Source organism: Flavobacterium polysaccharolyticum, assembly GCF_038739875.1.
In the GTDB taxonomy this organism is placed as follows: domain Bacteria; phylum Bacteroidota; class Bacteroidia; order Flavobacteriales; family Flavobacteriaceae; genus Flavobacterium; species Flavobacterium polysaccharolyticum.
The window spans coordinates 18,887-44,542 of sequence record NZ_JBCGDP010000023.1 but is presented as its reverse complement, the minus strand read 5'-3'; the positions used below and the strand labels follow the sequence as shown (position 1 = coordinate 44,542).

At 34.6% G+C, this 25,656-nt stretch carries 24 protein-coding genes; 5 read left to right on the top strand and 19 right to left on the bottom strand.

Annotated elements, in window-relative coordinates; all coding sequences use genetic code 11:
* Positions 1-7: 7 nt before the first annotated feature.
* The 5 genes from WFZ86_RS17855 to WFZ86_RS17835 form a co-directional block, all read right to left on the bottom strand.
* Positions 8-2,308, bottom strand: coding sequence for a TonB-dependent siderophore receptor (locus WFZ86_RS17855; RefSeq protein WP_342693191.1), 2,301 nt, complete (start codon positions 2,306-2,308; stop codon positions 8-10).
* A 25-nt stretch (positions 2,309-2,333) separates the two neighbouring features.
* Positions 2,334-3,029, bottom strand: coding sequence for an ABC transporter ATP-binding protein (locus tag WFZ86_RS17850; RefSeq protein ID WP_342693190.1), 696 nt, complete (start codon positions 3,027-3,029; stop codon positions 2,334-2,336).
* A gap of 3 nt (positions 3,030-3,032) precedes the next feature.
* Entirely contained in the window at positions 3,033-3,338 is a 306-nt protein-coding gene (locus WFZ86_RS17845; protein ID WP_342693189.1) for a hypothetical protein, read from the bottom strand.
* 321 nt (positions 3,339-3,659) lie between these two features.
* Positions 3,660-4,133: a hypothetical protein gene (locus WFZ86_RS17840; protein ID WP_342693188.1), complete on the bottom strand. Its 474-nt coding sequence runs from the start codon at positions 4,131-4,133 to the stop codon at positions 3,660-3,662.
* An 83-nt stretch (positions 4,134-4,216) separates the two neighbouring features.
* Positions 4,217-4,567 carry a MerC domain-containing protein gene (locus WFZ86_RS17835; protein ID WP_315176046.1) on the bottom strand — a complete coding sequence of 117 codons (351 nt, stop codon included), beginning with the start codon at positions 4,565-4,567 and terminating at the stop codon, positions 4,217-4,219.
* 77 nt (positions 4,568-4,644) lie between these two features.
* On the opposite strand from WFZ86_RS17835, the gene WFZ86_RS17830 reads away from it, so the two are divergent.
* From WFZ86_RS17830 to WFZ86_RS17820, 3 genes are all read left to right on the top strand, one after another.
* On the top strand, positions 4,645-5,034 hold the full coding sequence (locus tag WFZ86_RS17830; protein ID WP_342693187.1) for a Fur family transcriptional regulator: 390 nt from the start codon (positions 4,645-4,647) through the stop codon (positions 5,032-5,034).
* A gap of 83 nt (positions 5,035-5,117) precedes the next feature.
* Positions 5,118-6,998, top strand: coding sequence for an Nramp family divalent metal transporter (locus tag WFZ86_RS17825; RefSeq protein WP_342693186.1), 1,881 nt, complete (start codon positions 5,118-5,120; stop codon positions 6,996-6,998).
* A 56-nt stretch (positions 6,999-7,054) separates the two neighbouring features.
* Positions 7,055-7,708 (top strand): metal-dependent transcriptional regulator, encoded by a 654-nt coding sequence (locus tag WFZ86_RS17820; protein ID WP_342693214.1) that lies wholly within the window; start codon positions 7,055-7,057, stop codon positions 7,706-7,708.
* Here the strand turns inward: WFZ86_RS17820 and WFZ86_RS17815 are convergent.
* From WFZ86_RS17815 to WFZ86_RS17750, 14 genes are all read right to left on the bottom strand, one after another.
* On the bottom strand, positions 7,705-8,034 hold the full coding sequence (locus WFZ86_RS17815) for a hypothetical protein (RefSeq protein WP_342693185.1): 330 nt from the start codon (positions 8,032-8,034) through the stop codon (positions 7,705-7,707). The genes WFZ86_RS17820 and WFZ86_RS17815 overlap by 4 nt on opposite strands.
* The gene (locus tag WFZ86_RS17810) at positions 8,019-8,249 is read right to left on the bottom strand and encodes a hypothetical protein (RefSeq protein ID WP_064715399.1); all 231 of its coding nucleotides are present in this window, start codon (positions 8,247-8,249) and stop codon (positions 8,019-8,021) included. The genes WFZ86_RS17815 and WFZ86_RS17810 overlap by 16 nt, the downstream gene beginning before the upstream one ends.
* A gap of 139 nt (positions 8,250-8,388) precedes the next feature.
* Positions 8,389-8,514 carry a FeoB-associated Cys-rich membrane protein gene (locus WFZ86_RS17805; protein WP_342693184.1) on the bottom strand — a complete coding sequence of 42 codons (126 nt, stop codon included), beginning with the start codon at positions 8,512-8,514 and terminating at the stop codon, positions 8,389-8,391.
* A gap of 68 nt (positions 8,515-8,582) precedes the next feature.
* A complete protein-coding gene (locus WFZ86_RS17800; RefSeq protein ID WP_342693183.1) occupies positions 8,583-10,820 on the bottom strand; it encodes a TonB-dependent receptor family protein in 2,238 nt (745 codons plus the stop codon).
* Between the two features lie 89 nt (positions 10,821-10,909).
* A complete protein-coding gene (feoB, locus tag WFZ86_RS17795; RefSeq protein ID WP_342693182.1) occupies positions 10,910-13,012 on the bottom strand; it encodes a ferrous iron transport protein B in 2,103 nt (700 codons plus the stop codon).
* Positions 13,013-13,017: 5 nt separating this feature from the next.
* Positions 13,018-13,248, bottom strand: coding sequence for a FeoA family protein (locus tag WFZ86_RS17790; protein WP_064715396.1), 231 nt, complete (start codon positions 13,246-13,248; stop codon positions 13,018-13,020).
* A gap of 266 nt (positions 13,249-13,514) precedes the next feature.
* Positions 13,515-14,180 carry an SCO family protein gene (locus WFZ86_RS17785; RefSeq protein WP_342693181.1) on the bottom strand — a complete coding sequence of 222 codons (666 nt, stop codon included), beginning with the start codon at positions 14,178-14,180 and terminating at the stop codon, positions 13,515-13,517.
* A 520-nt stretch (positions 14,181-14,700) separates the two neighbouring features.
* Entirely contained in the window at positions 14,701-15,174 is a 474-nt protein-coding gene (locus WFZ86_RS17780; RefSeq protein WP_342693180.1) for a hypothetical protein, read from the bottom strand.
* 3 nt (positions 15,175-15,177) lie between these two features.
* Positions 15,178-15,738 (bottom strand): hypothetical protein, encoded by a 561-nt coding sequence (locus WFZ86_RS17775; RefSeq protein WP_342693179.1) that lies wholly within the window; start codon positions 15,736-15,738, stop codon positions 15,178-15,180.
* A 40-nt stretch (positions 15,739-15,778) separates the two neighbouring features.
* Positions 15,779-16,234 (bottom strand): hypothetical protein, encoded by a 456-nt coding sequence (locus tag WFZ86_RS17770; protein ID WP_342693178.1) that lies wholly within the window; start codon positions 16,232-16,234, stop codon positions 15,779-15,781.
* Positions 16,235-16,251: 17 nt separating this feature from the next.
* The gene (locus tag WFZ86_RS17765; RefSeq protein WP_342693177.1) at positions 16,252-16,512 is read right to left on the bottom strand and encodes a hypothetical protein; all 261 of its coding nucleotides are present in this window, start codon (positions 16,510-16,512) and stop codon (positions 16,252-16,254) included.
* Between the two features lie 196 nt (positions 16,513-16,708).
* Positions 16,709-17,161, bottom strand: coding sequence for a hypothetical protein (locus WFZ86_RS17760; protein WP_342693176.1), 453 nt, complete (start codon positions 17,159-17,161; stop codon positions 16,709-16,711).
* Positions 17,162-17,452: 291 nt separating this feature from the next.
* Positions 17,453-17,899 carry a hypothetical protein gene (locus WFZ86_RS17755; protein WP_342693175.1) on the bottom strand — a complete coding sequence of 149 codons (447 nt, stop codon included), beginning with the start codon at positions 17,897-17,899 and terminating at the stop codon, positions 17,453-17,455.
* Positions 17,900-17,909: 10 nt separating this feature from the next.
* A complete protein-coding gene (locus tag WFZ86_RS17750; protein WP_342693174.1) occupies positions 17,910-19,817 on the bottom strand; it encodes a SprT-like domain-containing protein in 1,908 nt (635 codons plus the stop codon).
* A 374-nt stretch (positions 19,818-20,191) separates the two neighbouring features.
* Between WFZ86_RS17750 and WFZ86_RS17745 the strand changes: the two genes are divergently transcribed.
* Both WFZ86_RS17745 and WFZ86_RS17740 read left to right on the top strand, forming a co-directional pair.
* Positions 20,192-22,255 (top strand): M13 family metallopeptidase, encoded by a 2,064-nt coding sequence (locus WFZ86_RS17745; protein WP_342693173.1) that lies wholly within the window; start codon positions 20,192-20,194, stop codon positions 22,253-22,255.
* A 416-nt stretch (positions 22,256-22,671) separates the two neighbouring features.
* Positions 22,672-25,635, top strand: a complete 2,964-nt coding sequence (locus WFZ86_RS17740; RefSeq protein ID WP_342693172.1) for an ELWxxDGT repeat protein — start codon at positions 22,672-22,674, stop codon at positions 25,633-25,635.
* Positions 25,636-25,656 lie beyond the last annotated feature (21 nt).

Genomic DNA, 25,656 nt, shown 5'->3' with positions numbered 1-25,656 from the left:
TTGTATATTAAAATTTATAAGTCAAAGTAAGGGTTGCATTTCTAGGCGCACCAGGAAATAATCGCAAGTAATTTTGAGCTCCTAACCAATAGGTTTTGTTGAACAAATTTCCAGCATTGACAGCAACTTGCATGTTACTTTTACTGGGTTTGTAGTACAAAGCAGCATCAAAAATTGTAAAATCAGGAAGCATAAAATCTCTGGTAAACCAAGGGATTTTGTTGCTTTGGTATTGCATTCCAAATCCAACTCCCAAGTCTTTTAAAGCCGAATCTGAACTGAAATTATAACGAGTCCAAAGGTTGGCACTGTTTTTTGGCGTGTTTTGTTTTCTTTCACCAATTAAAGCGGCATTGGCATCATTAGTAATTATAGCATCAATATAACTATAAGACGCATTGATTTGCCAGTTTGGAGTGATGTAGCCCGCCAAATCACATTCAAAACCTCGACTGCGTTCAGAACCTCTTGTTACCAATAAATCGGGTTGTATTGGGTCATTAGCATTCATCAAAATATTACGCTGATTGATTTCGTAAACGGCGGCATTAAAACTCATTGTATTATTTAGAAAAGTAGTTTTTAAACCCACTTCTTTCAAGTTGCTTTCTAGTGGATCAAATTGGCTTCCTGCGGGTAACGAACCTGTTTGTGGCATCAATGTAACCGTATTCGATTGTGGCTGATACCCTTCGAGGTAAGTTGTATAAACATTTAAAGTCTTATTAATGGCGTAAGTAAGGCCTATTCTTGGCAATAAAGCGTCTTTTTTAACCGTCAATTCATTGTTAGATTCGTAATTGGTAATGTCTTCAAACCATTCCTTTCTCAATCCTACTAAAAGAGTAAATTTCTCCCACTGAATTTGATCCTGAATATACATTGCATTTGTAGAGGTTAAGGCTGCTGGTAACGCAGTTCTAACATTCAGTGTATAATCCTCTACATTTCGGATGGTATAGCTTGGATTGTTTAAGTTAAAATAATTCACATTTGGCTTTGGCATAACCACTCCATCCACAGTTATGGTTTGATAATTGGCTGCGTTTGCTACAGAAAAAGAGCTGGATACTGTGCCATCTTTTAATAAATACCCTCTAGCCGCATTTTGACCACCGCCTTTGGTTTTGTTCCAACTGCTCAAATCATATCCAGCAAGTAATTTATGGTTGAGTTTACCAGTTTTTACATCAAAATTGAAATAAGTATTCAGATTGTCCACATTCCAATACTGCTGGCGCTGTACAAATTGCATCATTGCCAAGCTAGTTACAGGCTTATTGTTCATATCTACCGCAAAGGCATTTGTAGTTCTATGTTCTTGAAGGTTTTCTGTCCAGGATTGTTTCATATACGAAGCATTAAAACCTATTTTTGAAGTAAATTTGTGTGCTAAACTGGTCATAAATACCATATCTTTTGACTTAAAAAAATCATTTGGCGCACCTAAATTTAGACTTATAGGACTGCTGTTTAAACTGGTAACACCAGCAACTGCTCCAAATATGGGTTGCCCACGGTCTAGGTTTCCTGTCATATTACTTAAAATCAATTCGGTATTGATGGCCGTTTTTTCGTTGGGTATGTAACTGAAAGAGGGCGAAAACAGAAATGATTTATTACCCACTAAATCCCGATACGATTTTGCTTCTTGATAAGCAGCATTTACTCTGTAAAGCAATGTTTTGGCTTCATTCAACGGCCCAGTAAAATCAAGTGCTCCTCGAAAAGTACTAAAACTACCGGCACTCAAACTCACCTCTTTTCTGTCAACAGCCAATGGTTTTTTGGTAACCAAATTGACACTTCCTCCAGGATCTACGGATGAAAAAGTAGCACTCGAAGGACCTTTAATTACCTCCACACGTTCTATATTATTGGTCAATGGCTGCAAAAAGTAGTATTGACGCGTTCGCATTCCGTTTATAATTTGTCCCTCTTCATTTTGACTGATTCCACGAATCGTGTATTGATTGTAGTAGCTCGCTGGAATCACACCACTTGCCATTTTTACGGCATCGGCTAAATAAAAGGCGCCTTTGTCGGCTATCAATTCTTTGGTTATAGTCGATATCGCTTGTGGAATGTCTTTGTTAAGTGACGCTGTTTTTGTGGCTGAAAAAGAATAATCACTGTTGTATTTTTTGGAGGCACGACCTATAATTTCAACCGTTTGTAATTCGTTTTGACCCCTTTTCATTTCGATAGAATCTTTAGCAATGCTATCAAGTGATTTTTTATTAATTATTTGAGATTGTGCAAACTGCGATCCGAAAAACAAAAGCAATAATAGTAGTAAATATTTCATTTTATATTGGTGTGATTTTTTTATTTTAAACGGTTTTTAAGTAAAGATTTTCTAATTCGTTGGCAGATATTTTTTGAGCTTCTATAATCATAACCAGATTTCCTTCTTTCATAATTCCGATATGTGTGGCAACTTCTCTAGCCCTAAAAATATCGTGAGTAGCCATTAAGATTGCTGTTCCGTCTGCCGAAAGTTCTTTCAGGATTTGAGAAAATTCATTGGAAGCCTTTGGGTCTAAACCACTTGTTGGTTCGTCTAAAAGTAATGCGGTTGCTTGTTTTGCAAGCGCAATGGCGATACCTACTTTTTGTCGCATCCCCTTTGAATATCCTGCCAAGTATTGATCGTGTGCAGAAAGTTGCAATCCTACCTTAGATAAAAAATAAGTCAATTCACTTTTAGAATAATTAAATCCTGCCAATGCTGAAAAGAATTTTAGATTTTCTAAAGCCGTAAGATTAGGATATAGCATTAGTGTTTCAGGAATGTAAGCGACCTCTTTTTTGGTTCTTTGAGGGTCTTTTGTTACCGAGATTCCATTGATTGTCAAATGACCTTCGGTAGGTTTTATAAATCCCAAAAACAAATTGATGGTTGTTGTTTTTCCGGCTCCATTTTGACCCAAAAGAGCAAAAATTTCTCCTTTTTTGATGTGGAGGTTCAAGGAATTTAAGGCAACTTGGTCACCATATTTTTTGGTTAAATTTTGTGCTTGTAACATATTTTAGGTATTAAAAGGATTGGGGCTTGGTCTTTTTGTTTTGGATAGCATTTTGAAATAAATGGTTCTGGAATCTATTTTGAAACTATCATAAAACACTCCATCTTTTACTTCAAGCTTTTGAATAATTGGGGTCAATTTCAAAAACCGAAGTAGCTTGTATTCTTCCTCAATTGTATAAACTTCAAAAGCTGTTTCGATAGAGCAACCATTGCCCGATTTCATTATTCTAACAATCTCTTTTGGAACATCTTGTTCTAAGGTTGCAAATAGTTTTAATGATAGTAATAGAATTAAAAGTGTTTTCATAGTATGTCTTTTAAAACTCAATTAGAAATTCCCTGCCTATTATTTCTTTTTCTCCATCTGTGACTAAAAATCTATATATCATTGACTTTTCTCAAAAGTTTTTTTGAAATCATTCAGATTACCGTTCAATAGTATCGCTAAAACGAGAGTGTTAATATCTTTAAGTTTTAAAATTTTCAACAAACGACTGTTATTGCAATATTGTTGCAAATATATACAAATATTAATCTAATGCAATATTGTTGCAGTATAATTTTGACCAAAAAAAATCCCTTTACCAAAAAATGGAAAAGGGAACTTAAATGTTAGTAAGATGAAATACTAAATCTCCTCGAAAACCGCCACCGTTAAACCAGATTCTTGATTATAATCAATCTCCAAAGCTCCAGCTTCGAAAGTAATACTGACATAATCGCCTGACATGGGCGCATCCTCTCGCTCTGGTTTTATAGATAGCAAAGGTGTTTTGATGTTTTCTATCCATAAAGGCGAGGCAGAAACATCAATTCGTTTTAAAGATAAGGTACCGTTAAATTGTTCTGCTAGTTGTTGTTGTTCTTTTTCAAAATCATAATCAGTCACGATAGAAAATCCGGTATCCTCCTCATTGATTTTAAAAAACAATTTTTGATGATTCTCAAAATGCAACTCAACGGTATCAATAAAAATAAATTGATTGTCGGGTTGTACCAAATTAACCCACAAATGATAAAAGACAGCCGTTACTGTTTTTTGTTTACTAGTTTCTTGAAGTAAAGAAAGTTCTTCTGGAGAAAAAAAATAGGTAGCACTCATAACAATAATAGCATTTTAAACAGCTTGAATAATCCATTGAAAGTGCAAAAGTAGGCTTTCAATTGCTTTAATTAACGCAAAAGTTATTTTTTTTGATGATATAAAAAATGCAAAACATGACCAACAATAATCCCAAGTCCTCCGATGGGAACCAAATAGGTTTCTTGATGCAAAGCAAAATCCAAAAGCATCCCATTAAATACCAAGAACAAAGAAAACAGTAGTGTCAATTTGATATAAAATGGCCCTGAACCTTTCAAAATAGAAAAGATCAAAACAGCGGCTATTCCAAAAAAGAAAACATCAATCCAAGGGTTGTGAGCAATTCCCATAGGCAATACCGAAAGCAATGGAAATACAATACAATGTACCAAACAGATACTAGCACTCGAAATTCCCAAAACGTCCTGAACAATCAAAGCTTGCTTCTTCATTTTTTTGTATTTTTGTGAAAGACAAAGATAGCCTCTTTTTTATTTATTGCAACATTGTTGCGTTATTTATTTTTTTTATGAAAACTACCCGTAACACAGCGGCCAAAACAGCCATTGCTTCCCTTTTATCCGAATCAAAAGTGGCGCTATCGCATGTTGAAATTCAACATCAGCTGAACGGTCTTTGCGATCGCGTCACTATTTATCGCGTTTTGGATCGATTAGTAAACGAAGACAGTATTCATAAAATCGCTACTCCTGAAGGTACCGTAAAATATGCTAGTTGCCATCATACCCATACTCACGACCACCATCCGCATCAGCACAACCACGTGCATTTTCATTGTGAAAAATGCCAATCGGTAAGCTGTTTGGATGCTGTAGTCCCTCAGTTTGAAATTCCTTCTTCCTATGTGGTGAAAGAAACTAATTTCACCGTAACTGGAATTTGTCCCAATTGCCAATAAACTTCTTAATTATTTAGACTAGTCTAAAAAAATATTTAAAGTAAACTTTTTTGTATATATTTGGGTTTTAAAACACTATACAATTGAGTCATTCCTTAGAAGAAGTCAACCAATCGGTGACTACACAAAATAAAAAATCAACGTTTAGAAAAATCCTTGCTTTTCTAGGCCCTGCCTATCTCGTAAGTGTAGGCTACATGGATCCGGGAAACTGGGCCACTGATATTGCGGGTGGAAGTCAATTTGGCTATTCACTATTGTGGGTATTGCTGATGAGTAATCTTATGGCATTGCTATTGCAAAGTTTGAGTGCTCGTTTAGGGATTGTCACCCAACGTGATTTGGCACAAGCCTCACGCGAAACCTATTCGCCTTTTGTGAATTACATTTTATATTTTTTGGCCGAAATTGCCATTGCTGCTTGTGATTTGGCCGAAGTACTCGGAATGGCGATTGGGATTAACTTACTGTTTGATATTCCGTTAATAGAAGGCGTTTTGATTACGGTTTTGGATACTTTTTTATTGCTTTTTTTAATCAATAAAGGCATTCGAAAAATGGAGGCTTTTATCATTGTTTTAGTCGCCATTATAGGATTTTCATTCGTCTTTGAAATGTTTTTTGCCCAACCTGAAATGGACAAAGTTGTTTTAGGATTGATTCCCTCCATTCCAAATGAAGCTGCACTTTATATTGCCATTGGAATAATTGGAGCCACGGTAATGCCCCACAATTTGTACTTGCATTCGTCTTTGGTGCAAACCCGAAAATTTGATCGCAGTCCGAAAGGCATCCGTCAAGCCCTAAAATACAATCTAATTGATTCGACGATTGCACTGAATTTGGCTTTTTTTGTGAATGCCGCTATTTTGATTTTGGCTGCAGCCACCTTCTACAAAAACGGACTATTTGAAGTAGCAGAAATTCAAGATGCCCATAAATTTTTAGCCCCAATTTTAGGCACGAAATGGGCTTCTATCCTATTTGCCGTGGCATTGATTGCTGCTGGACAAAGTTCAACAATTACGGGAACTTTAGCAGGCCAAATTGTAATGGAGGGCTATTTGAATTTACGCATTCAGCCTTGGGTACGACGCATTATTACCAGAATAATAGCCATAGTTCCAGCAGTAATTGTAATCTTGATTTATGGCGAAAGTGTCACGGGAAAACTACTTATTTTCAGTCAAGTGATTTTGAGTTTACAATTGGGATTTGCCATTATTCCATTGATACATTTTGTAAGCGATAAAAACAAAATGAATGGTTTCCATATCAATACCATAACAAAAATAGCCGCTTGGATGATTGCTTTGATTATTGTTTCGCTCAACGCTAAATTGGTTTTTGACGAAATTCAAGGTTGGTTAACGGAGTCTCAAAACCCAATGGTGTTGTGGGTAACAGTAGTTCCTCTTGCTATCGGTTTCTTAATTTTACTACTTTATATAGTTATAAAACCGTTCTTAGCTAAGACAAAATATACCATACAAAATCATTCACCACATAATATGGCCTTGCAATTCAATGCTACCGAGGCACATCTCCCTCAAAAAATTGCTATTGCAGTCGATTTTTCTTTTGCCGATGAAACTGCCATTAACTACGCCTTTAATATGGGTGGAAAAGAGGCTAAATATACGCTGATCCATGTGGTAGAAACTGTTGGCGCTATGATGTACGGCAAACAAACCGACGATCACGAAACTACAATCGACGAAAAATTATTACTAGAATACAAGGAAATGTTTCAAGAAAAAGGTTTCCATGTCAAAACCCTACTTGGTTTTGGGAAGCCCAACAAAGTACTTCCAAAATTGGTCAATAAAGGCAAATTCGATTTGCTCATTATGGGTACGCATGGCCATACTGGATTTAAAGATTTACTATTAGGAACCACAATCGATCATTTGCGCCACAAGATTTCCATTCCATTAGTATTGATTAATAATGCTAAAAAATAAAATAGCCTCATTCTGGCTTTAAAAGCTGAAAGAGGTTAAAAATTCCATTTCATATGATGACCCACTCCGAAGAAAATTACCTAAAAGCCATTTATCATTTGACGGTGCAGCTAGAGACTGAAGTGCCTACCAATGCCATTGCAGAAATGATGGAAACCAAAGCCTCTTCGGTAACCGATATGTTGAAGAAATTATCAGACAAAAGCCTGATTCATTACATCAAATACCAAGGAGTTTCCTTGACCGATAAAGGAAGGCACGCTGCCAAAATGATTGTTCGTAAACACCGTTTGTGGGAAGTATTTTTGGTTGAAAAATTGGCTTTTACTTGGGACGAAGTACACGACATCGCTGAGCAATTAGAACATATCAAATCCGAACAACTCATCAATAAACTCGATGATTTTTTGGGCAACCCCACCGAAGATCCTCACGGCGATCCCATTCCTGATGCACAAGGAAAAATCACTAAAACAGAAAAGCTACTGCTCTCAGAATTGGCCGAAAAGGATTCCGCTATTTGTGTGGGAGTAAAAGATTCCTCTGCTGATTTTTTACAATACTTGAACAAACAAAAGATTGCTCTAGGAGCGGTAATCAAAGTATTGGGGAGAGAAAATTTTGATGCCTCTTTACATTTAATCATCAACGATACGCCACTTACCGTATCGTCAAAAATTGCAGGAAACTTGTACGTGAAGCGGATTTAACTTAGCGTAAGTGAACTAGCTTCTTCCATATGATTATTAGTGATATACTGAACCAAATAACGATGGTCTCTTTGGTCAAAAAAGACATACCAAGATGTTTTGTTATTTAACGAAATTACAATAAAGTAGCTTCCAAATTGACTTAAAAATTTAGGCGTTTTGTAGTGTTGCCTTACATCAATATACTTTTCGATTTCATCTCGAAGCGCAATTACATATTTTTCTGCATTTTCTATATAACTGAAATACTTTTCAAAAAATAGAATAGTAATTAAATCAATCAAATAGTTTTCAAATGATGGAGTATAGACTATTCTTTTTTCCAAGGCAAGGTGCGTAAATGGGTGTGAACACGTTTGACCAATTCCTCTCCTGAAATACCCTCAGACCATTTTTTTTCAAAATTTTCTTCTTCGGATAAAGCTCCTACTTGCTCTAAAAAAAACTGCAAGGCTTCTCCGTGTTTTTGTAAATCTATCGTTACCGATTTTGCTTTACCCGAAACATCTCTTTTAAATTCAACACCTGAAATATTTTTCATTTGTAGATTGTTTTAACTGTGATAGATGACATCATTTAGAGAAACATTGATCAGAATATTACCTATAAGACTGTGCTTCAAATCATTTGAATACAACACCGAGAATTGTATTGAACAAATTACATACAAATATAGGGATTTAACCACACCCACAATTCCCGTCTCCACAGTTTTTTTTGGACTTCTTTTTCCAGAAAAACTTCCGAATGAGGAAAACAATGGCAATAGCCAATAAGGAAAAAGCGATGATTTCTTGTACCAACATAGTAGGTTCATTTTAAAGAATTAAACCCAGATTCCGCATTAGAAATCTGGGTTAAAGGTAGGCTTTATTTAAAATTTGGCACCAATACTGATGTAAAAAGTACGTCCGTCATTAGGCAATACTCCAGGTCCAGGATAACCTCCAGCACGACGTGTAGCATAACTAACATTCGTAAGGTTATTGACTCCCGACTTGATATTGTAATTCCCTAAAAAGTCATATTTCATAGAGAAATCATAGACACTAAATCCTGCTAATGCTCCCGTTACACCGTTTGCTGTTGGCGTTTCGGTGTTGTTGGCATCGGTATAAATCTTACTGGTTCTACGATTTTGAAACGTGGTAGAAATATTTTTGAAATCCCAGCTAATACCAAAATTGTGGATGTAGCGTGGCGCGTTTTCCACTTGTTTTCCAGCCAAATTGCTTTGCGTGATCTTAATATCTGGAATCGTTCCCGATACTTGAGTCAGTCTAAAATCAGAGTAAGTAGCATCTATAAAAGATAGCGTAGCAAAGAAATTAATATCTCCAATGGCTTCATTTACCTGAAACGCTTTGGTCACATTCACATTCACGAATCCTTCAAAACCTTTATGGATAGTCTCTCCTAAGTTGGTTCTAAACAAATAAGTGCTTTGCGTTGGGTCGTTATTGGTAAATTGACGAATACTTCCCACTCTGTTTTGATACAGTAAATAAAAATAAGAAACATCGAAATTTACAAATCCAAAAAGAGCACCACGATACCCTAAATCCAAATTGTAGCCACTTCCATCTTTCAAATTAGGATCAATCACATCGGTGGTTGCAGATGGCGTCAAATCCGAAAATAACACTGGGCGAAAGGCTTGCGAAAAATTACCGTAAAAATTGGTTCTTTCCCATTTGTATTCCACTCCTAAACCAAACAATGCCACATTTCGGGTAATGTCTTGTGGATTGGCCATCACATCATTACCATTATCAATATTAATTCTTCCTTCACTGGTAGAACGAATCGATTCAAAGCGTACACCAGGAGTCAGACTTAATCTTGGGGTAATTTTGAACTGATTTTCGGCAAAAGCCGCAAAATTATCAGTAGTAAAATCTAAATCGCGATTGTAACGACCTTCAATCGTCAAATCAAAATCGGAACCCGTTGTTCCTCTTCCTTGTTGCACACGGTTCATATTGGCTTGGTACAGACGAATACCAAAGGCTAATTTTTGTTCTTCTATTCCTAGTGTGTACTTAAAAATACTTCTGGTTTCTAAACCAATATTTTTATAAAAATCACGATCTACCTGACGATTGTCATAAGCATTCGTAGCGGGATTAATAGCATCTGCCACACTTGGAGCTGCCAAAAAACCTACCGAATTACGTTCGCCTATTAATCCAAAAAGTTTCGCATTAAAAGTCAAGCGATCACTGAATTGGGTATCCAAAATCAAAGCTCCAACATTCCAAGGCGTACCAAACCAGTTACGACTGCGAAGGGATTGCTGTGGATTGGCTTCAAATTGCGCATCTGTCAAACCTCCCGATTGTTGCATGTCATAATCCATATTGGTATATTCTGCCGAAAGTTTGGTTTTCTCGTTGAACTTGTACGCGAAATAGGCGTGGGTATTGCGCACCGAATAACGCCCATTTTCTCTCCAACCCTCCCCATTTCTGGAATGATTATATACGTAATAATCTATTTTTTTTGTGGTTCCACCAATGGCGTTATAGGAACTAAACAAGCCGTAACTCCCTACCGTGTTTTGCGTTTCGAAAGAGAAAGCCTTTTCGGTTTCGCTTTTTAATTCGTAGTTGAGCATTCCGCCAAACTGTGATCCAAATTGTAGTGAAGCGCCACCGCGAACCAACTGAATATTGGCTACTGCTTCCAATGGCGGATTGTAATAGGCTTCTGGATATCCAAATACATCCGATGAAATATCATAGCCATTCTGACGTGTATTCAACTCCCAACTTCTGTTTGGACTCAACCCTCGAACTCCCACATTGATTTGTATTCCAGACCCCTCATTTTCCCAAATCGAAACACCAGGTACTTTCGCAAAAATTTCTCTTGCGTTGTTAGTCACCACATTTCCATTGGTATTTAATAATGAAATCACTTCGTTTTTCTTTCCAGAAAACAAACTATGCCCTTGCACTTCTTTCAAGCGCTCTACAGGCTGTTTTTTATAATAAACGGTTACAGGATATAACTTTTTTACAGTATCATTTAGGGCAACATCATTAGCATCTTGTTGTCCGAAAGCCAAACTACTTGTCACTAGTACAAGCGCAGAAAAGAATAATTTCATTTTTATTTAGATTAATTCTACACTGCAAATGTAAGTTCGGATTCTTATTTAGACAAATTAAAAATTGTTTTTAACGTTTGTTTTAGCACCTAACTAAGTAATTGATACGCTACTAAAGCCACCGTATAAGCAAAAGCGCTCATAAAAAGAAGTTGTCCCAAAGGCCATCTCCAACTGTTGGTCTCTTTGCGAGTAACAGCGAGCGTGCTGACGCATTGCATAGCAAAAGCATAAAAAAGTAGTAAAGAAATCCCAGAGGCAAAATTGAAGACTTTTTCACCTGTTAAAGGATTGATTTCGGATTGCATTTTATTCTTGATGGTGTCTTCATTATCGGTGTCGCCAACGCTATAAATCGTAGCCAAGGTACCTACAAAAACTTCTCGGGCTGCAAATGAACTGATAATGGCAATTCCTATTTTCCAATCATAACCCAAAGGCGTCAAAACAGGTTCAATAGATTTGCCCATCAATCCGATATAAGAATTCTCCAATTTTTGCGAAGCGACTTCGTTCTCAAGCTCGGTTGCTGAAAGCGGTTTATCAGCGTGTTTGTTTACTACAATTTGCTCCGCATTACTAAAGTTTTCACCTGGACCATACGAAGCTAAAAACCATAAAATAATCGAAATTGCCAAAATGATTTTTCCAGCACCAAACACAAACGCTTTGGTCTTTTCGATCACGTTGATGCCTACGTTTTTAAACAAAGGCAATTTATAGTTAGGCATTTCTACAATGAAATAGGACTTCCCTTTGATTTTCAACATCTTATTCAAAACATAAGCTGAAAAAATTGCCATTCCAAATCCCAACAAGTACAACATCATTAGCGTCAGACCTTGTAGATTTAAGATTCCCAACACCCTTTGATCCGGAATCACCAACCCAATAATGATCGCGTAAACTGGCAAACGCGCAGAACAAGTGGTAAACGGAGTAACCAAAATGGTAATCAAGCGTTCTTTCCAATTTTCGATATTACGAGTCGCCATAATCGCCGGAATAGCACAAGCCGTACCAGAAACCAAAGGCACGACACTTTTACCCGACAACCCAAACTTACTCATAATTTTATCCATCAAAAACACCACACGACTCATATAGCCGCTTTCCTCGAGTATCGAAATGAACAAAAACAAAAAAGCAATCTGAGGAATAAAAATTAAGATACCGCCAATTCCTGGGATAATCCCCTGCGAAATCAAATTGGTCAACATACCTGCAGGCAAAACCTCAGCAGACCAAGCACTCAAACTAGCAAATGAGCTATCGATAAAGTCCATTGGGGCTTCGGACCACACAAAAATGGATTGAAAAATACCAAACAAAATACAAAAGAAAATCACATAGCCCCAGAATTTATGCGTCAACACACGATCCAATTGGGCTCTAAAATCTTTAGCAATAGATTGGTCGATGGTCAATCCCACTTTCAACACATCGTTGATGAATTGGTAGCGCTTAATGGTTTCTTTTTGCTGCAATCGTTTCAAATCCGAATGCGATTTGGTGAACGTACTCTGAATTTCTTTGCGCTCTAAATTCAAAAAGTTCACATCTTGGGTAATCACCAACCACAACTTATACAACAATTGATTCGGAAACGCTTTGCGAAGATTTTCAAAATATTCCGAATCAATAACAGAGGCATTCAAGCAAGGTTCATTAGAAATGGATTTATACGAAACAATTAAATTTTTCAATTCCTCAATTCCAAATCCTTTTCTAGAACTTACCAAAGCGACTTTGGTTTTCAGCTTTTCTTCTAAATAAGGAATATCCAAGCTAATGCCTTTGTATTCCATTCGATCCGCCATATTGATAACCAAAATCGTGGGAATTTCAAGGTCTTTGATTTGGGTAAAAAGCAGTAGATTTCGCTTTAAATTCTCCACATCTGTTACCACAATGGCTACATCGGGATATAATTTATCGTTTTTATTGAGTAATAATTCAATCACTACATTTTCATCAATCGAGCTGGCATTCAAACTATAGGTACCTGGTAAATCCAGAATATTGGCTTTGAAATTATAAGGCAACTTACAAAAACCTACCTTTTTTTCTACCGTAATTCCAGGATAATTCCCTACTTGCTGGTTCAAACCCGTTAGTTGATTAAAGACAGAGGTTTTCCCCACATTCGGGTTCCCTATCAAAGCGACATTGATGTTGTGATTGCTGGTCATTAGCTTTATTGGATTCGTTCCACTTCTATTTCCTGAGCCGTTGCTACTCGAATGGCTACGTGCGATCCGTTAATGTTTAGGTACAACGGATCTCCGAAGGGAGCGATTTGCAGCAACTCTACTTCATTACCCGGCAAACAGCCCATTTCGAGCAATTTTAATGGAATGGCATCAATATCAAAGTCTTTGATAATAGCTTTTTCTCCTTTTTTGAGTGAATGTATCGTTGTTGACAAACCTTATTTAGATTGAATTAAGATTGCAAAAATACATATTATAATAGAAATTCAAATGATAATTGTCACAATTATAAAAGAAGTAGCCACGAATTCACGAAGTGTATCAAAAAAACTATCAAAGTAGAAATCAAGTTTCACAAATAATACAACTCATAAGTATTTTTGACTTGAAAAGGCGGAGCTAATAAAAAACACATTGAAATTTGTGTATAATTAGTGCAATACGTGGCAAAACTTTTAAAAGCGAGTGAGTAAAAGAAGAACTAATTAGCGCACAAAAAATTAATATCTTCTATCAATCGCGTCATATCTTCTTTTTTGGTTCCATCATAAAAACCACGAACGCGTCTTTTTTGGTCCACCAACACAAAATTCTCGGTGTGTACCATATCGTACAATTCTTCGGGTTTTCCCAATTTAACGGCCAAATATGATTTTCGAGCCATCGTATAAATGGCCTTTTTATCGCCTGTAACCAAGTTCCATTTGCTGTCTATCACGCCGTGTTTTAGCGCATATTCTTTTAAAACTGGCACACTGTCGGTCTCTGGAAAAACGGTGTGCGACAACAGCATTACTTTGGGGTTATTTTTGATAGCCGCTTGCACTTCGGCCAAGTTCTTGGTCATTTTAGGGCAAATAGAACCACAGGTGGTAAAGAAAAAGTCGGCCACATACACTTTCCCTTCATAATCCTTTTGGGTAATGGTTTTCCCGTTTTGATTCACAAACGAAAAATCGGCAATCGTGTGTGCCTTACTCACATATTGCACCGTACTGTCCACCAATTCAGGATTCACGTCGGCAGGATTGTAAATAGGCAAACTCTTTTGAGGCTTCAACGCATTGTAAAACAAGCCAATAGTAATCGCCGAAAACACCAATAAAACACCAAAAAATATACGATACTTATAGAAGAAAGCTTTCATCTGTAGGTTTTTAAAATAAAATAGAAAGTCAACATTTGAATTTCGCGCAAAATTACAAAACAACGGTCTGCCTTACACTACTCTTTTTAAAATAATACCAAACAAAAACACATTTTACCCCAAATGAGTTAAGGTATAATGCCGATATAGTATGAAAATAGTTCAATTTTTATTGAACTATATTGACCCGAGCGTTAGCGAACAGGCGAAGCAATACATAATCGGTATAATTTGGGCGTGCCCCTTTGCCTCGTAGAAAAAACGAGGCAAAGGGTCGGGTCTCCGTTCCCGCTTTTTTAATTCCATTGCCTAGGGTTTAAACCCTAGGCAATGGAATTAAAAAAGAGCTCCACTCCACCCCTCACGCAAAAAAATTTCACAAGACGTTAAACTTTTAGTGAACTGAATTGTGTCTTTTAGTACATTAAGATGTATATGATTCTGCAAAATAGTATCGCAATTGCCATTTTTGATTTAAAACAAAAGCAGTTTTGTACTTGTTACAAAACTGCTTTTTCTATTACTCTCCCATTATATACGAACTCGATTTAGTTACTTCATAAATTGGAATTTCATCTTTTTTTACTTCAGAGTAATCAAGAATATAGATTACTTTACATTTTTCAAAAGCCTCATAGGTACTCCTATATATTCCATATTTTCTGAAAAAATCAATCCCGATAATTTTACTCTTGATTTTTCTTAGGTCTGATTTTTTTATTAATTGATAATCTGATTTCACACCCAACTCCCTTCTTTTATAATTCGGATATTCACTAACCCAAAATTGCAAGTATTCAATTTTGGATTTTTCCTTAAATTTTAGAATGTACCATCTTTTAAAACCTTTACTTCCTTCTGGAAGTATAGTTTTGGTTTGCCATTTATTTTCTTTAAATCTTACAAATATGGTATCAAGTGTTCTTATATTAGAAATATCTTGAGAATAGATAATTCCAGCTATAAACAGCATAAATAAATATAAATTTTTCATAATCTATCGGTCTAATTCAATTTTTCCAGCTGTTACGTATTGATTAAACAAAGAAAGTAGATTTGAATCTTTTAAAACATATTCTTTAAAACAACTCGCTTCATCCAATCCGCTATAACTTATAAACTTATAAAAATCAGCCCAATTAAAGGGTGCATTGGTTAGTGGATTTATAGTCGGATGCATAGTATATCCCTCTAATATAGTTCTCCTAGGTGTCTTTGTTACCAAATCCCTAATCTCACCTAGTACTTTTTGCATGGTAGGTATCATATTATTGTACATAAAATCATGTTGTGCCAAAGGAGTAGGATACATTTCGTTTAACGTAGATACAAAATCAACACCAACATTAGAATTCCCCGCTTTTACAAAAAGATAAGCATGAATGCATTCGTGAAATATCGTTTTGGCATTTTCAATTTTGGTTTGCCTCATTGTTCCATCAGGGCTCAAGATTTGCTTGCTAATTTTTATGACTATGTTTCTGCTTACAGGATCTTCGCTTGTGGTCGCGTGTACTTCATTTTTGGTGGGATCGTTTTTTTCATATACATGATCCATAATTTAAATTTAACATTAAAGCACAAATTTTTCTAGAAAATCAACCATCTCCGCGGCATATTGTTGACATTGAGACTTCATATAAAACAATTTTACCTTCTTTTTTTTCAGTGCAATCTATAATGTAAATTGTCCTATTATGATTTAAAATTTCAGCAACAACTTTACAAAGATCATTTCTTTTTAAAAATCGCCGTGTAATAATTTTTGAATCGTTTTTCTTTATAAAACTTTCATCCACTATTTTTACATCCGATACAATGTTGGCTATTTTTCGCTCATAACTTTGATATTTATAATGACTAAAAAAAAACTCTTTTTCAAAACCATAAAAATGATATGAGCGTTCAACATTATCAGGAGAAACTCCCTTTCTTTCAAACTTTTTACCTTTGAAAAGTACATAAATGGTATCAGCTTTCTTTAAAGCTTTATAGTCCTGACTATAAATAGAGGTATATGTAAATATCAGAATTAAAACAACTATTATCTTCATAAATGAATTATTTAAAATTAGTTCTTATTAAGATAGGCCTCACCTTGACCATTATAATTATTAAAAGTCCTTAAGATATCGGAATTGGCAGGAAAATCTTTAATAAATATTTTTGTCTCGCTTAATCCTGATAAACTTAGGTATTTAAAGTAATTTTCCCAATTCCATATCTCGAATGCTGATCTATCAACTTTGGTATAAATTTTTAGATCTACAAGAGCATTTCTTCTATCCTCAGTTGTTAGCTTATCCTTTAATTGACTGAGTATACCTTGCATTGTTTTTACCATGTTTTCATACATAAAGGTATGTTGGTCACTGTCCTTGCCGTAAATTGCATTTATAACTTTTTACAAATCCATTTCTTCAATACCTGGAATACTTGCCCCAGCATTAGGGTACATTCCTTTGATATGTAAATAAGCATGAATGCATTCGTGAATAATTGTTTTTGCATTAGCAATTTTTTAGGCACTATTCAATTGGATTAAGATTTACATTACTAATTTTTACCTCCCTTAATTTTATTGTAAACCAACCTATATCATTATAATCTATCAAATAAATCTTCTTTTTATTTAATAAAAGTTCTTTAGCATTTTGATAATTATACATATTAACTAAATAATTATAATTAACTAAAACATCTTTATGCTTTTTTAAAAATGATTTATTTAATTTTTTTTCTTCTGCAGCTTTTGGGTTATGATAAAAAATAATCTGTTTAAATTCATAAAACTTATCAAAGTTAAAATAATAATCCCCAAACCCTTTTTTTTGAGCCAAATATATTTGTTTGTAGGGTTCTTTTTTAAATATGATATAAATGGTATCTGCTTCTTTTATTTTATTAAAATCTTGTGAATAGGTTTTTATATAAAAAAGGAGTATAATTTTAAAAAAGAAAAATTTATTTAATGTAGCCATGTTTGACATCGAATTTTGTATTGATTATAATAATTCATTTTAATAATGCTTACTATCGTTTTTATTGTTCCATCTTGATTAAAAGTTCCAATTTCGCTTTTAAAAAAAGCACAATCTTGTGATTTCGACAAAGTCAAATTATGATAATAATGAACTTCAAATAAAAAGGAGTTTAGAAATACAAATAACTTTTTTGATTTTCAACATATTCCACTTTAAAAATTATAATCTTTCAACCAAATCCTATCTATCGAACACCATAAAACTCACTGAATTTAAGAGTAATTGAGTTCACTCTATACTTTGCTTCCAAGTACCTATTACTTTAACCTCAAGAAGTTTAATTGAAAACCAACTAATATCTTCTTTGTCAATCAAATACACCTTTTTCTTATGACCAATCAATTCCGTAGCTTCTCCCAAATTATATTTTGTCAAGAAATCATAGGTTATAATTATATCTTTGTTCTTTTTCAAAAAAGACTTTCTTTCTCTCCTTTCTTCTGGAGTTAAACGATAGTGATGTACAAAAGTCATAAAACTTTGAGAAGTTTCATTAATTCTAAAAATATAGTTATAATTTAAGTTGCCTAATTCGATTCTATTGTTTTTTTCAAAAAATTGATTTTTATCCCTTTTAAAAAATACATATATAGTATCAGCCTTCTTTATCTTTTCTGCATTTTGAGATAAAATAGTAATTGGAATAAATAAACAAATAAATAAGTAAATTTTCATCTTTTTCGTTTTAAGGGTGTAAATACAGTTTTCCAAAATTATTATATTGATTATAAGCATCCATTAATGCTTGATTAATAATAACTAGAGGTTGACCATTAATATCTAATGTACCTATTTCATTTTGAAAAAAAGAACATCCTTGTAAACCTGATAAAGCCAAATTGTGATAAAATTCAGACCAAATAAAGGGTGTTCCTACTGATCCTTTTGGAATATGCATTATTAGCCCTAACATTTCAGTATTATTTGCTGGTGTTACCAACTTATCTTTTACATCTGCAAGAATAGTTTTCAAGGTTGGTAACATAAAATTGTAAATAAAATTATGTTGGTCTTGACTACCATTAAAACCGTTGTATTTTTGGTTTACAACATTGTAATAATCTAAATTATTTAGTGTTGGAATGCTCATTCCTTTTCCTGCATCACAGAGTTTTACATTTAAATACGCATGAATGCATTCGTGAATAATTGTTTTAGCAATTTCCATTTTGTTTGAATTTTTCAAGAATACAGGACTTATTGTAATTGTATTGAGCAATGGATTGTTTAGATCTGTGTTTGTATTTCCATTGGCTCCACTTGAAACATTTCCAATTTCGAATTTAACATTAAATCTTTCGCTATCTTTAAATAATTCCACAAATAGTTTTTGAAACTCTGGCGATTCAGTCAAAGATTTATATACCTCATTAAATTTTTGATGCTCTGGTTTCGTTATATCATAAGGAATAGATGATAAATCAATATTCATTGGCGACTTAAAAGAAGCGTTTATGTCAAAAAACAAATTGGGATTAGCGATTTGCTCTTTAAGTAATGATAAAGCAAAAAGATACTCTACTTTGGTTTTATTTACAGAAAAATCTAGTGCCGCTAGTGAAGCCTGTTTTGCTTTATTTTTATCATTGCTTGTTCTTATATAATCTAAAATAAGTTTAGAAAATTCATCTTTCCCATGTAGCCATTGCCAATGTTGCAAAGAAATGGCCAATTCAGCTCTCAATATTTGAAGCTGTTCGGGTTCTGCTTTTATACCAATAAAACCAACTGGTATAATATCCGGGCAAGGGTCATTGCTCGTCTTTTCAGTTACATGCTCGCTCTTTCTAGTGGGAGGATACCAATGTAAACCACAATCACCACAACTACAGCAACCATCTCCCGCTGTACTTGGAGTACTAATAGAAACATGTAGACCTTGTCCATAAGTCGCAGGTGGGCTGTTTCCAAAAGGAGTTCCAGTGTACATTTGGGTACCTCCACTACTTACACTTGAGCCAGAAGTAATAAAGGAACTTACGGTGGGTACAGGATCTCCATTAGGATAATACTTGGGTACGCAATCTATCGCGCTTTTTCCTTTTTCCTTAATGGATTGTTTGTCAAAAAATGAGGTATAATAAAAAAGATCAACTTTCCCTGTAAAATAATTCATGTTATATCGACTATTTCTATAAACCAAATAACTTTCAGGATTACAAGTATACCTCTCCACAAAAGCATGCTTTTCACCATTTGGCAAAAAATTGACAATCAAATTATAAAAAATATGCTCGGGAGTATCTTTAAAAGTAAATCTTATGTTGTAATTTTTGTTTTTTATGGTATCAATAGTTTCCTGTATTTTTTCCACTTCAAAGGTGGCATCAAGTGAAATTGCATTTGATTTGCTGGTTTTTCCTTTTTGGGAAATATCACCAATTATTGATGTAATGTAGTTTTCTACCTCTGGTACATCTTCCAGCGCGATAGACTTGGTCTCAAAAGGCAACGGATTTGCAGTGTTAGCTTGACTTTCATGTAAATCATTAATTTCATATTCACAACTGCTTAATGACAGTAACAGGGCAAGAACAAAGAATGTGGCTGACAACAGATATTGATAGCGAAACTTTTTACTACTTCTTTTCATAAATTATTTAAAGTTATATTGAATAGTTTGCAAATGTAAGAATTTAGAACTGTAAAAAAATACCCACTTTTAGTGATATTTTGAAAACTGTTAATCAAGCTAATAAACCCTCACGGAAAAAAATTTCACGACACGTTAAACCTTTAGTACACTATGAAGTCCAATAGGGTATTCTTGCCCTTGGCATAAAAATTTCAAGAGTCAAAATTCGAGAGAAATCTTTATTTTGCTGCTAATTTTATGCAAGCAGGAAAAGGAATTCCATTGTGACGAATTCTCTTAATAATGTATTTTTTGTCGAAAAAAAAGCAAGGTTGTTGTAACTATTTTTTGCTTTTTGACACGAATGTATCGTAACTAATTCAAATTTTAATATGACCCCTAAAAAGTCCACCACCTTACTGTTTGTCCTGCCAGCAGTTTTTAGTTTTGGATGGAGCCAAGCGCAAACCGCTTCGGCCACCAAAGAACCAGGAATCAATATCCAATATATGGATAAAACCATCAAACCAAGCGATGATTTTTTCCGATATGTAAACGGAACCTGGTTGAACACTACCGAAATCCCAGGCGACAAAACCCGCTGGGGAAGCTTTGACGAATTGCGTCAACGCACCGATACTGACGCTTTGGCGATTCTAAAAGAAGCCGCCAACAACCCAGCGTACAAATCCAACACCGACCAAGGTAAAGCCATCAATTTGTACAAAACAATGTTGGATACCGTAAGCCGTAACAAATTAGGTATTGCTCCCCTAAAACCTTATTTGAAAAAAATCAACGCGGTGAAAAACGTAAAAGATTTACAAGCTTTATTAATCGAAATGGAACCCACAGGAGGCATTGGTTTCTTTGGCGCTGGTGTAGGAACCGATGCTAAAAACAGTAATGTCAATGTAATTAATTTAGGACCTGGAGGCGTAGGCTTACCAGACCGTGATTATTATGTAAGTGACGAAAAGGATTCTAAAGAAAAAAGAGAAAAATACGTACTTCACGTGGCTAAAATGTTGCAATATTTAGGCGACAAACCTGAACAAGCGAAAGCCAATGCGGAGAAAATTTTGGCTTTAGAAATCGAAATGTCTAAACCTCGTTTTGACCGTGTAGAAAGAAGAGACCGTCGTAAATCGTACAACCCAATGACTGTTGCGGAAATACAAAAACTAACGCCATCCATTGATTGGACTACGTATTTCACTAAAATTGGTTTGCCTACGAATCAAACGATTATCGTGTCGCAACCTAAATATATGACGGCATTAGAAACGCTTTTTAAAGAAAATAAAGTAGACGACTGGAAAGCCTATATGCGTTGGTCTTTATTGAACAGAGCTTCTAGCCAATTATCGACAGAAATTGAAAAAGCTAACTTTGAATTTTATGGCAAAACCTTAACGGGTGCTGTAAAACAAAGACCTTTTGAAGAAAGAGCTTTACAAACCGTAACAGGATCTGTGGGTGAAGCTTTAGGAAAATTATACGTAGAGAAAAAATTCCCTGCCGAAGCTAAAGAAAAGGCAGCAAAAATGATTAAAAACATTTTCCGTGCTTACGAAAACCGCATCAACAACTTACCTTGGATGTCGGCTGAAACGAAAGTAAGTGCGATTGCCAAATTAAACAAACTAAGAGTTAAAATTGGTTATCCAGACAAATGGAAAGACTACTCAGCTTTGACTATCAAAAGTCCAGCAGAAGGAGGAACATTTTTTGAGAACGTAAGAAACATTGCTATTTGGCGTAATAAAGAAAACTTTGCTGAATTAACAAAACCCGTAGACAAAGACCGTTGGGGTATGGCACCACAAACGGTGAATGCTTACTACAATCCATCGAACAACGAAATTGTATTCCCTGCCGCTATTTTGCAACCACCTTTTTACAATTACCAAGCTGACGAAGCCGTAAATTATGGTGGAATTGGAGGCGTTATTGGTCACGAAATCTCTCACGGATTTGATGATTCAGGAGCGCGTTACAATGCCGACGGTAATTTAGTGGACTGGTGGACACCAGAAGATTTGAAAAAATTTGGTGCTTTAACCGGTGCTTTAGCAGCTCAATACAGCGCTTTGCAACCGCTTCCAGGTACTTTTGTGGATGGTAAATTTACCTTAGGTGAAAACATTGGAGATTTAGGCGGAGTAAATGCTGCTTACGATGGTTTGCAATTGTACTTAAAAGAAAACGGCAACCCAGGATTGATTGATGGGTATACCCCAGAACAACGTTTCTTCATTTCTTGGTCTACCATTTGGCGTTCTAAAATGAGAGACGAAGCCTTGAAATCTCAAGTAAAAACCGACCCGCATTCGCCAGGTATGTACAGAGCCTATGTGCCTTTACAAAACGTAGATGCATTCTATGATGCTTTCAACATTCAACCCAATGACGGGATGTATATCGCTCCAGAAAAAAGAGTAAAAATCTGGTAAGACTTACTGTTCTAAAAATACCAAAACCCATTCGCTACAGCGAATGGTTTTTTTGTTGGGGTAAAAATAATAGATTGCCAAATTCAAAATAAGAAATAAAAAGCAATCTATCGAAGGCACAATGAAAACGAGCGTAATAGTAAATAAAACACCATAAAATTACTCAATAGATTAATGAAACATGCGTGGTGTTAATATCCTAATGATTATTCAATAAATTATGATTTAAATTTTCATATAATACATAAAAAATTCAATGTATTAGCCATTAATTTTTGTAAGATACTTATTTGAAAAAAATAAAGATATTTGCTAGATTTACTTTTTTAATGAAATATTTAAATGATAACACAAAGTTGGAAAAATTTGATGTTTATCTTACCATTAACTATTGCCATAATTTAATAGAGCAAACAATGTCAAAACCTATTTTATTTCTTTTCTTTCTTTTTATTATCAATTTTTCTTTTGCACAAACAATCGATGCTTCACTACTAGAAATTAATTTTCATGAAGATAGCGATCCACAAATGCTGACTTCTTATGGAACTGGATTTTTTTTCACAGCGACCGATGGCTACAATAAATCATTTGGAAGAGAATTATGGTATTCAGAAGGCAAACCTGCCTCTACTTACCAAGTAAAAGACATTTTCTCTGGTCAAAATTCATCTAACCCATCAAATTTAATAGAGGTGGATGGTATCCTTTTTTTTACGGCTAATAACGGTATTAATGGTGTAGAGTTATGGAAAAGTGATAAAACCGAAACTGGAACCAAAATGATAAAAGATATCAATCCAACAAGTACCAGTGAATATAATGGGCCATTCAATTTTATTAACTATAATGGCATTTTGTTTTTTACAGCTAATGATGGCATCAATGGATTTGAGTTGTGGCGAAGTGATGGCTCCGAAAACGGCACGTATATGGTTAAAGACATTAATCCTAGTGGAGATAGTAGACCTCTTGGCCTATTTGTTTTTAATGGTATTCTTTATTTTACTGCAAATGATGGCATTAATGGCGTGGAGTTATGGAAGAGTGATGGTTCCTTAGGTGGAACAACCATGGTAAAAAATATAAATCGCTTCAATTCAAGCTTCGATTATACAAATCAATTTTTGACCTTGAATAACCATTTTTATTTCATGGCTGATGACGGGTCAAATGGTTTTGAGTTATGGAAAAGCGATGGTACCGAAGCTGGGACAGTAATAGTAAAAAACATTGCTACTGGTAATAAATCAAGTTCTTATGGATTACGTGGAGGGGTACTTAACAACATAATCGTTTTTGCAGCTAATGATGGGATTAACGGAACTGAAATTTGGAAAAGTGATGGAACCGAAAGTGGAACTTCAATCATTAAGAATATAAACAATACTGCTGGAAACAGTCTTCAAATCGATACCAAATTTACTGTTTTTAATAATCAAATTTTATTTATTGCTAATGATGGCTCCAACGGATTTGAATTATGGAAAACAGATGGGACAAGTTCAGGAACAATGATGGTAAAGAATACAAATACTGAAAATGACTACTCTAGTATTAAAACTATCCACATTGACAGAATAAATAATAAAATTTTATTTTTTGTTAATTACAAATTATGGAGTAGCGATGGAACTGAAATGGGAACTATTGAATTACCAAATGTCACTAAAAAGAATTTATCTGGTTTAGAAGAAAGTTTTGTTACTACTCCTTTCGGCACTTTTTTCACAGGGCAAAATGAAAGAAATGGAAATGAACTTTGGATTACTGATGGCACACCCAATGGCACTTCTTTATTTGCGGATTTAAACTATTCGAACAGTAGTAACCCTGCAAGATTTACGGATATAAATGGAACATTGATAATTAGAGCTGGAGATAAAGGCTATGGAAATCAACTATATAAAAGTGATGGAACAATTAAAGGAACTACCTTATTAAAAGACATTAGTCCATACAACAATTGCATAGATGATATTTCTGAAATTAAAGTGATGAATGGAACTATGTATTTTAGTGCGGTTAATAGTGCAAACGGCTATGAACTTTGGAAGAGTGATGGTACAATATCCGGAACTAAAATGGTCAAAGACATTTTCCCTGGTTCAGGAAGTAGCATGTATAATGAAGGTATAAAACAAAATTTTACCATAATAAATAACATACTATATTTTTCCGCTAGGGATTCACATGGAACTGAGTTATGGAGAAGCGATGGAACTGAAGAAGGTACGTATTTAATAAAAGACATTTTTAGCGCAGGAAGCAGTCACCCTCATCACTTTGTTTTAATGAATAATGTGATCTATTTTATTGCTCAAGATGCAGCAGGTAATAATTTATGGAAAACAGATGGTACAAATGTAGGCACTACAAAAGTTATGTATTTACATGACACAAGCATTTTAAAAAAGGTGAAAAACAAATTATTTATAGTAGCGGAAACTTCTGGAACAACATACGGACCACACGATGTATGGATATCCGATGGAACCAGTGAAGGAACAAAACATTTAAAAAGTTTTGGTGATAATCTTAATAGCGATATTAGGATAACTACCATTTTAAATGATGAAGTTTATTTTGTAGCCAAAAACCCTGATAGCTATCGTAGTGCTGTTTATAAAACAGATGGAACCCAAAATGGAACAGTTCTATTATTTGATGCGGCTAACCATCCAACCAATCCTGAATATAATATATATGAATTGATTACTTGTGGGAATTATGTATATTTCACTATTGCACAAGATTATTACTCATATGGTAAAGAAATTTGGAGAACTAATGGAATTGTTACAGAAAAAATAGCAAGTTCCGGTCCAATGGATTATAATTATTATAAAAATCTTACAGTATATAAAAACAATTTATTGTATTTAGAGGGAAAATCACTTAAAAAGATATGGGTTATTAACGATACAATGGCAACTCCTGCCAGTGTAGAAGTAAATGTAGTAAACGGTAATCAATTTGGAGAATATGAAGGTCTAGAAGAATTAGGGGCAACGTCCAATAAATTATATTTTAGAGCTAGAACAGCAAAAAGCGGCAATGAATTATATGTTACTAATTTTGATTTTTCAACACTAAGTATAGCCGATAAAGGGAGTTATGAAAATATCAATACCAAAGAAATAGTATTATATCCTAATCCAGCAGATAAAACAGTGAACTTACAATCAATAACGGCAGACACTATAGTTAGTTATCAAATCATCGATAATACCGGAAGAGTAGTAAAAACTAGTAATAAAGAACCTATAAAATCAGAAATCAATATCGATACTAGTAGTTTAAATTCAGGTATTTATTTTGTTAAAGTAAAAACTACCAAGGCTAATGTTACTACATTGAAACTTTTGGTGAATCATTAAAAATTTAGTGAAGTAACAAGC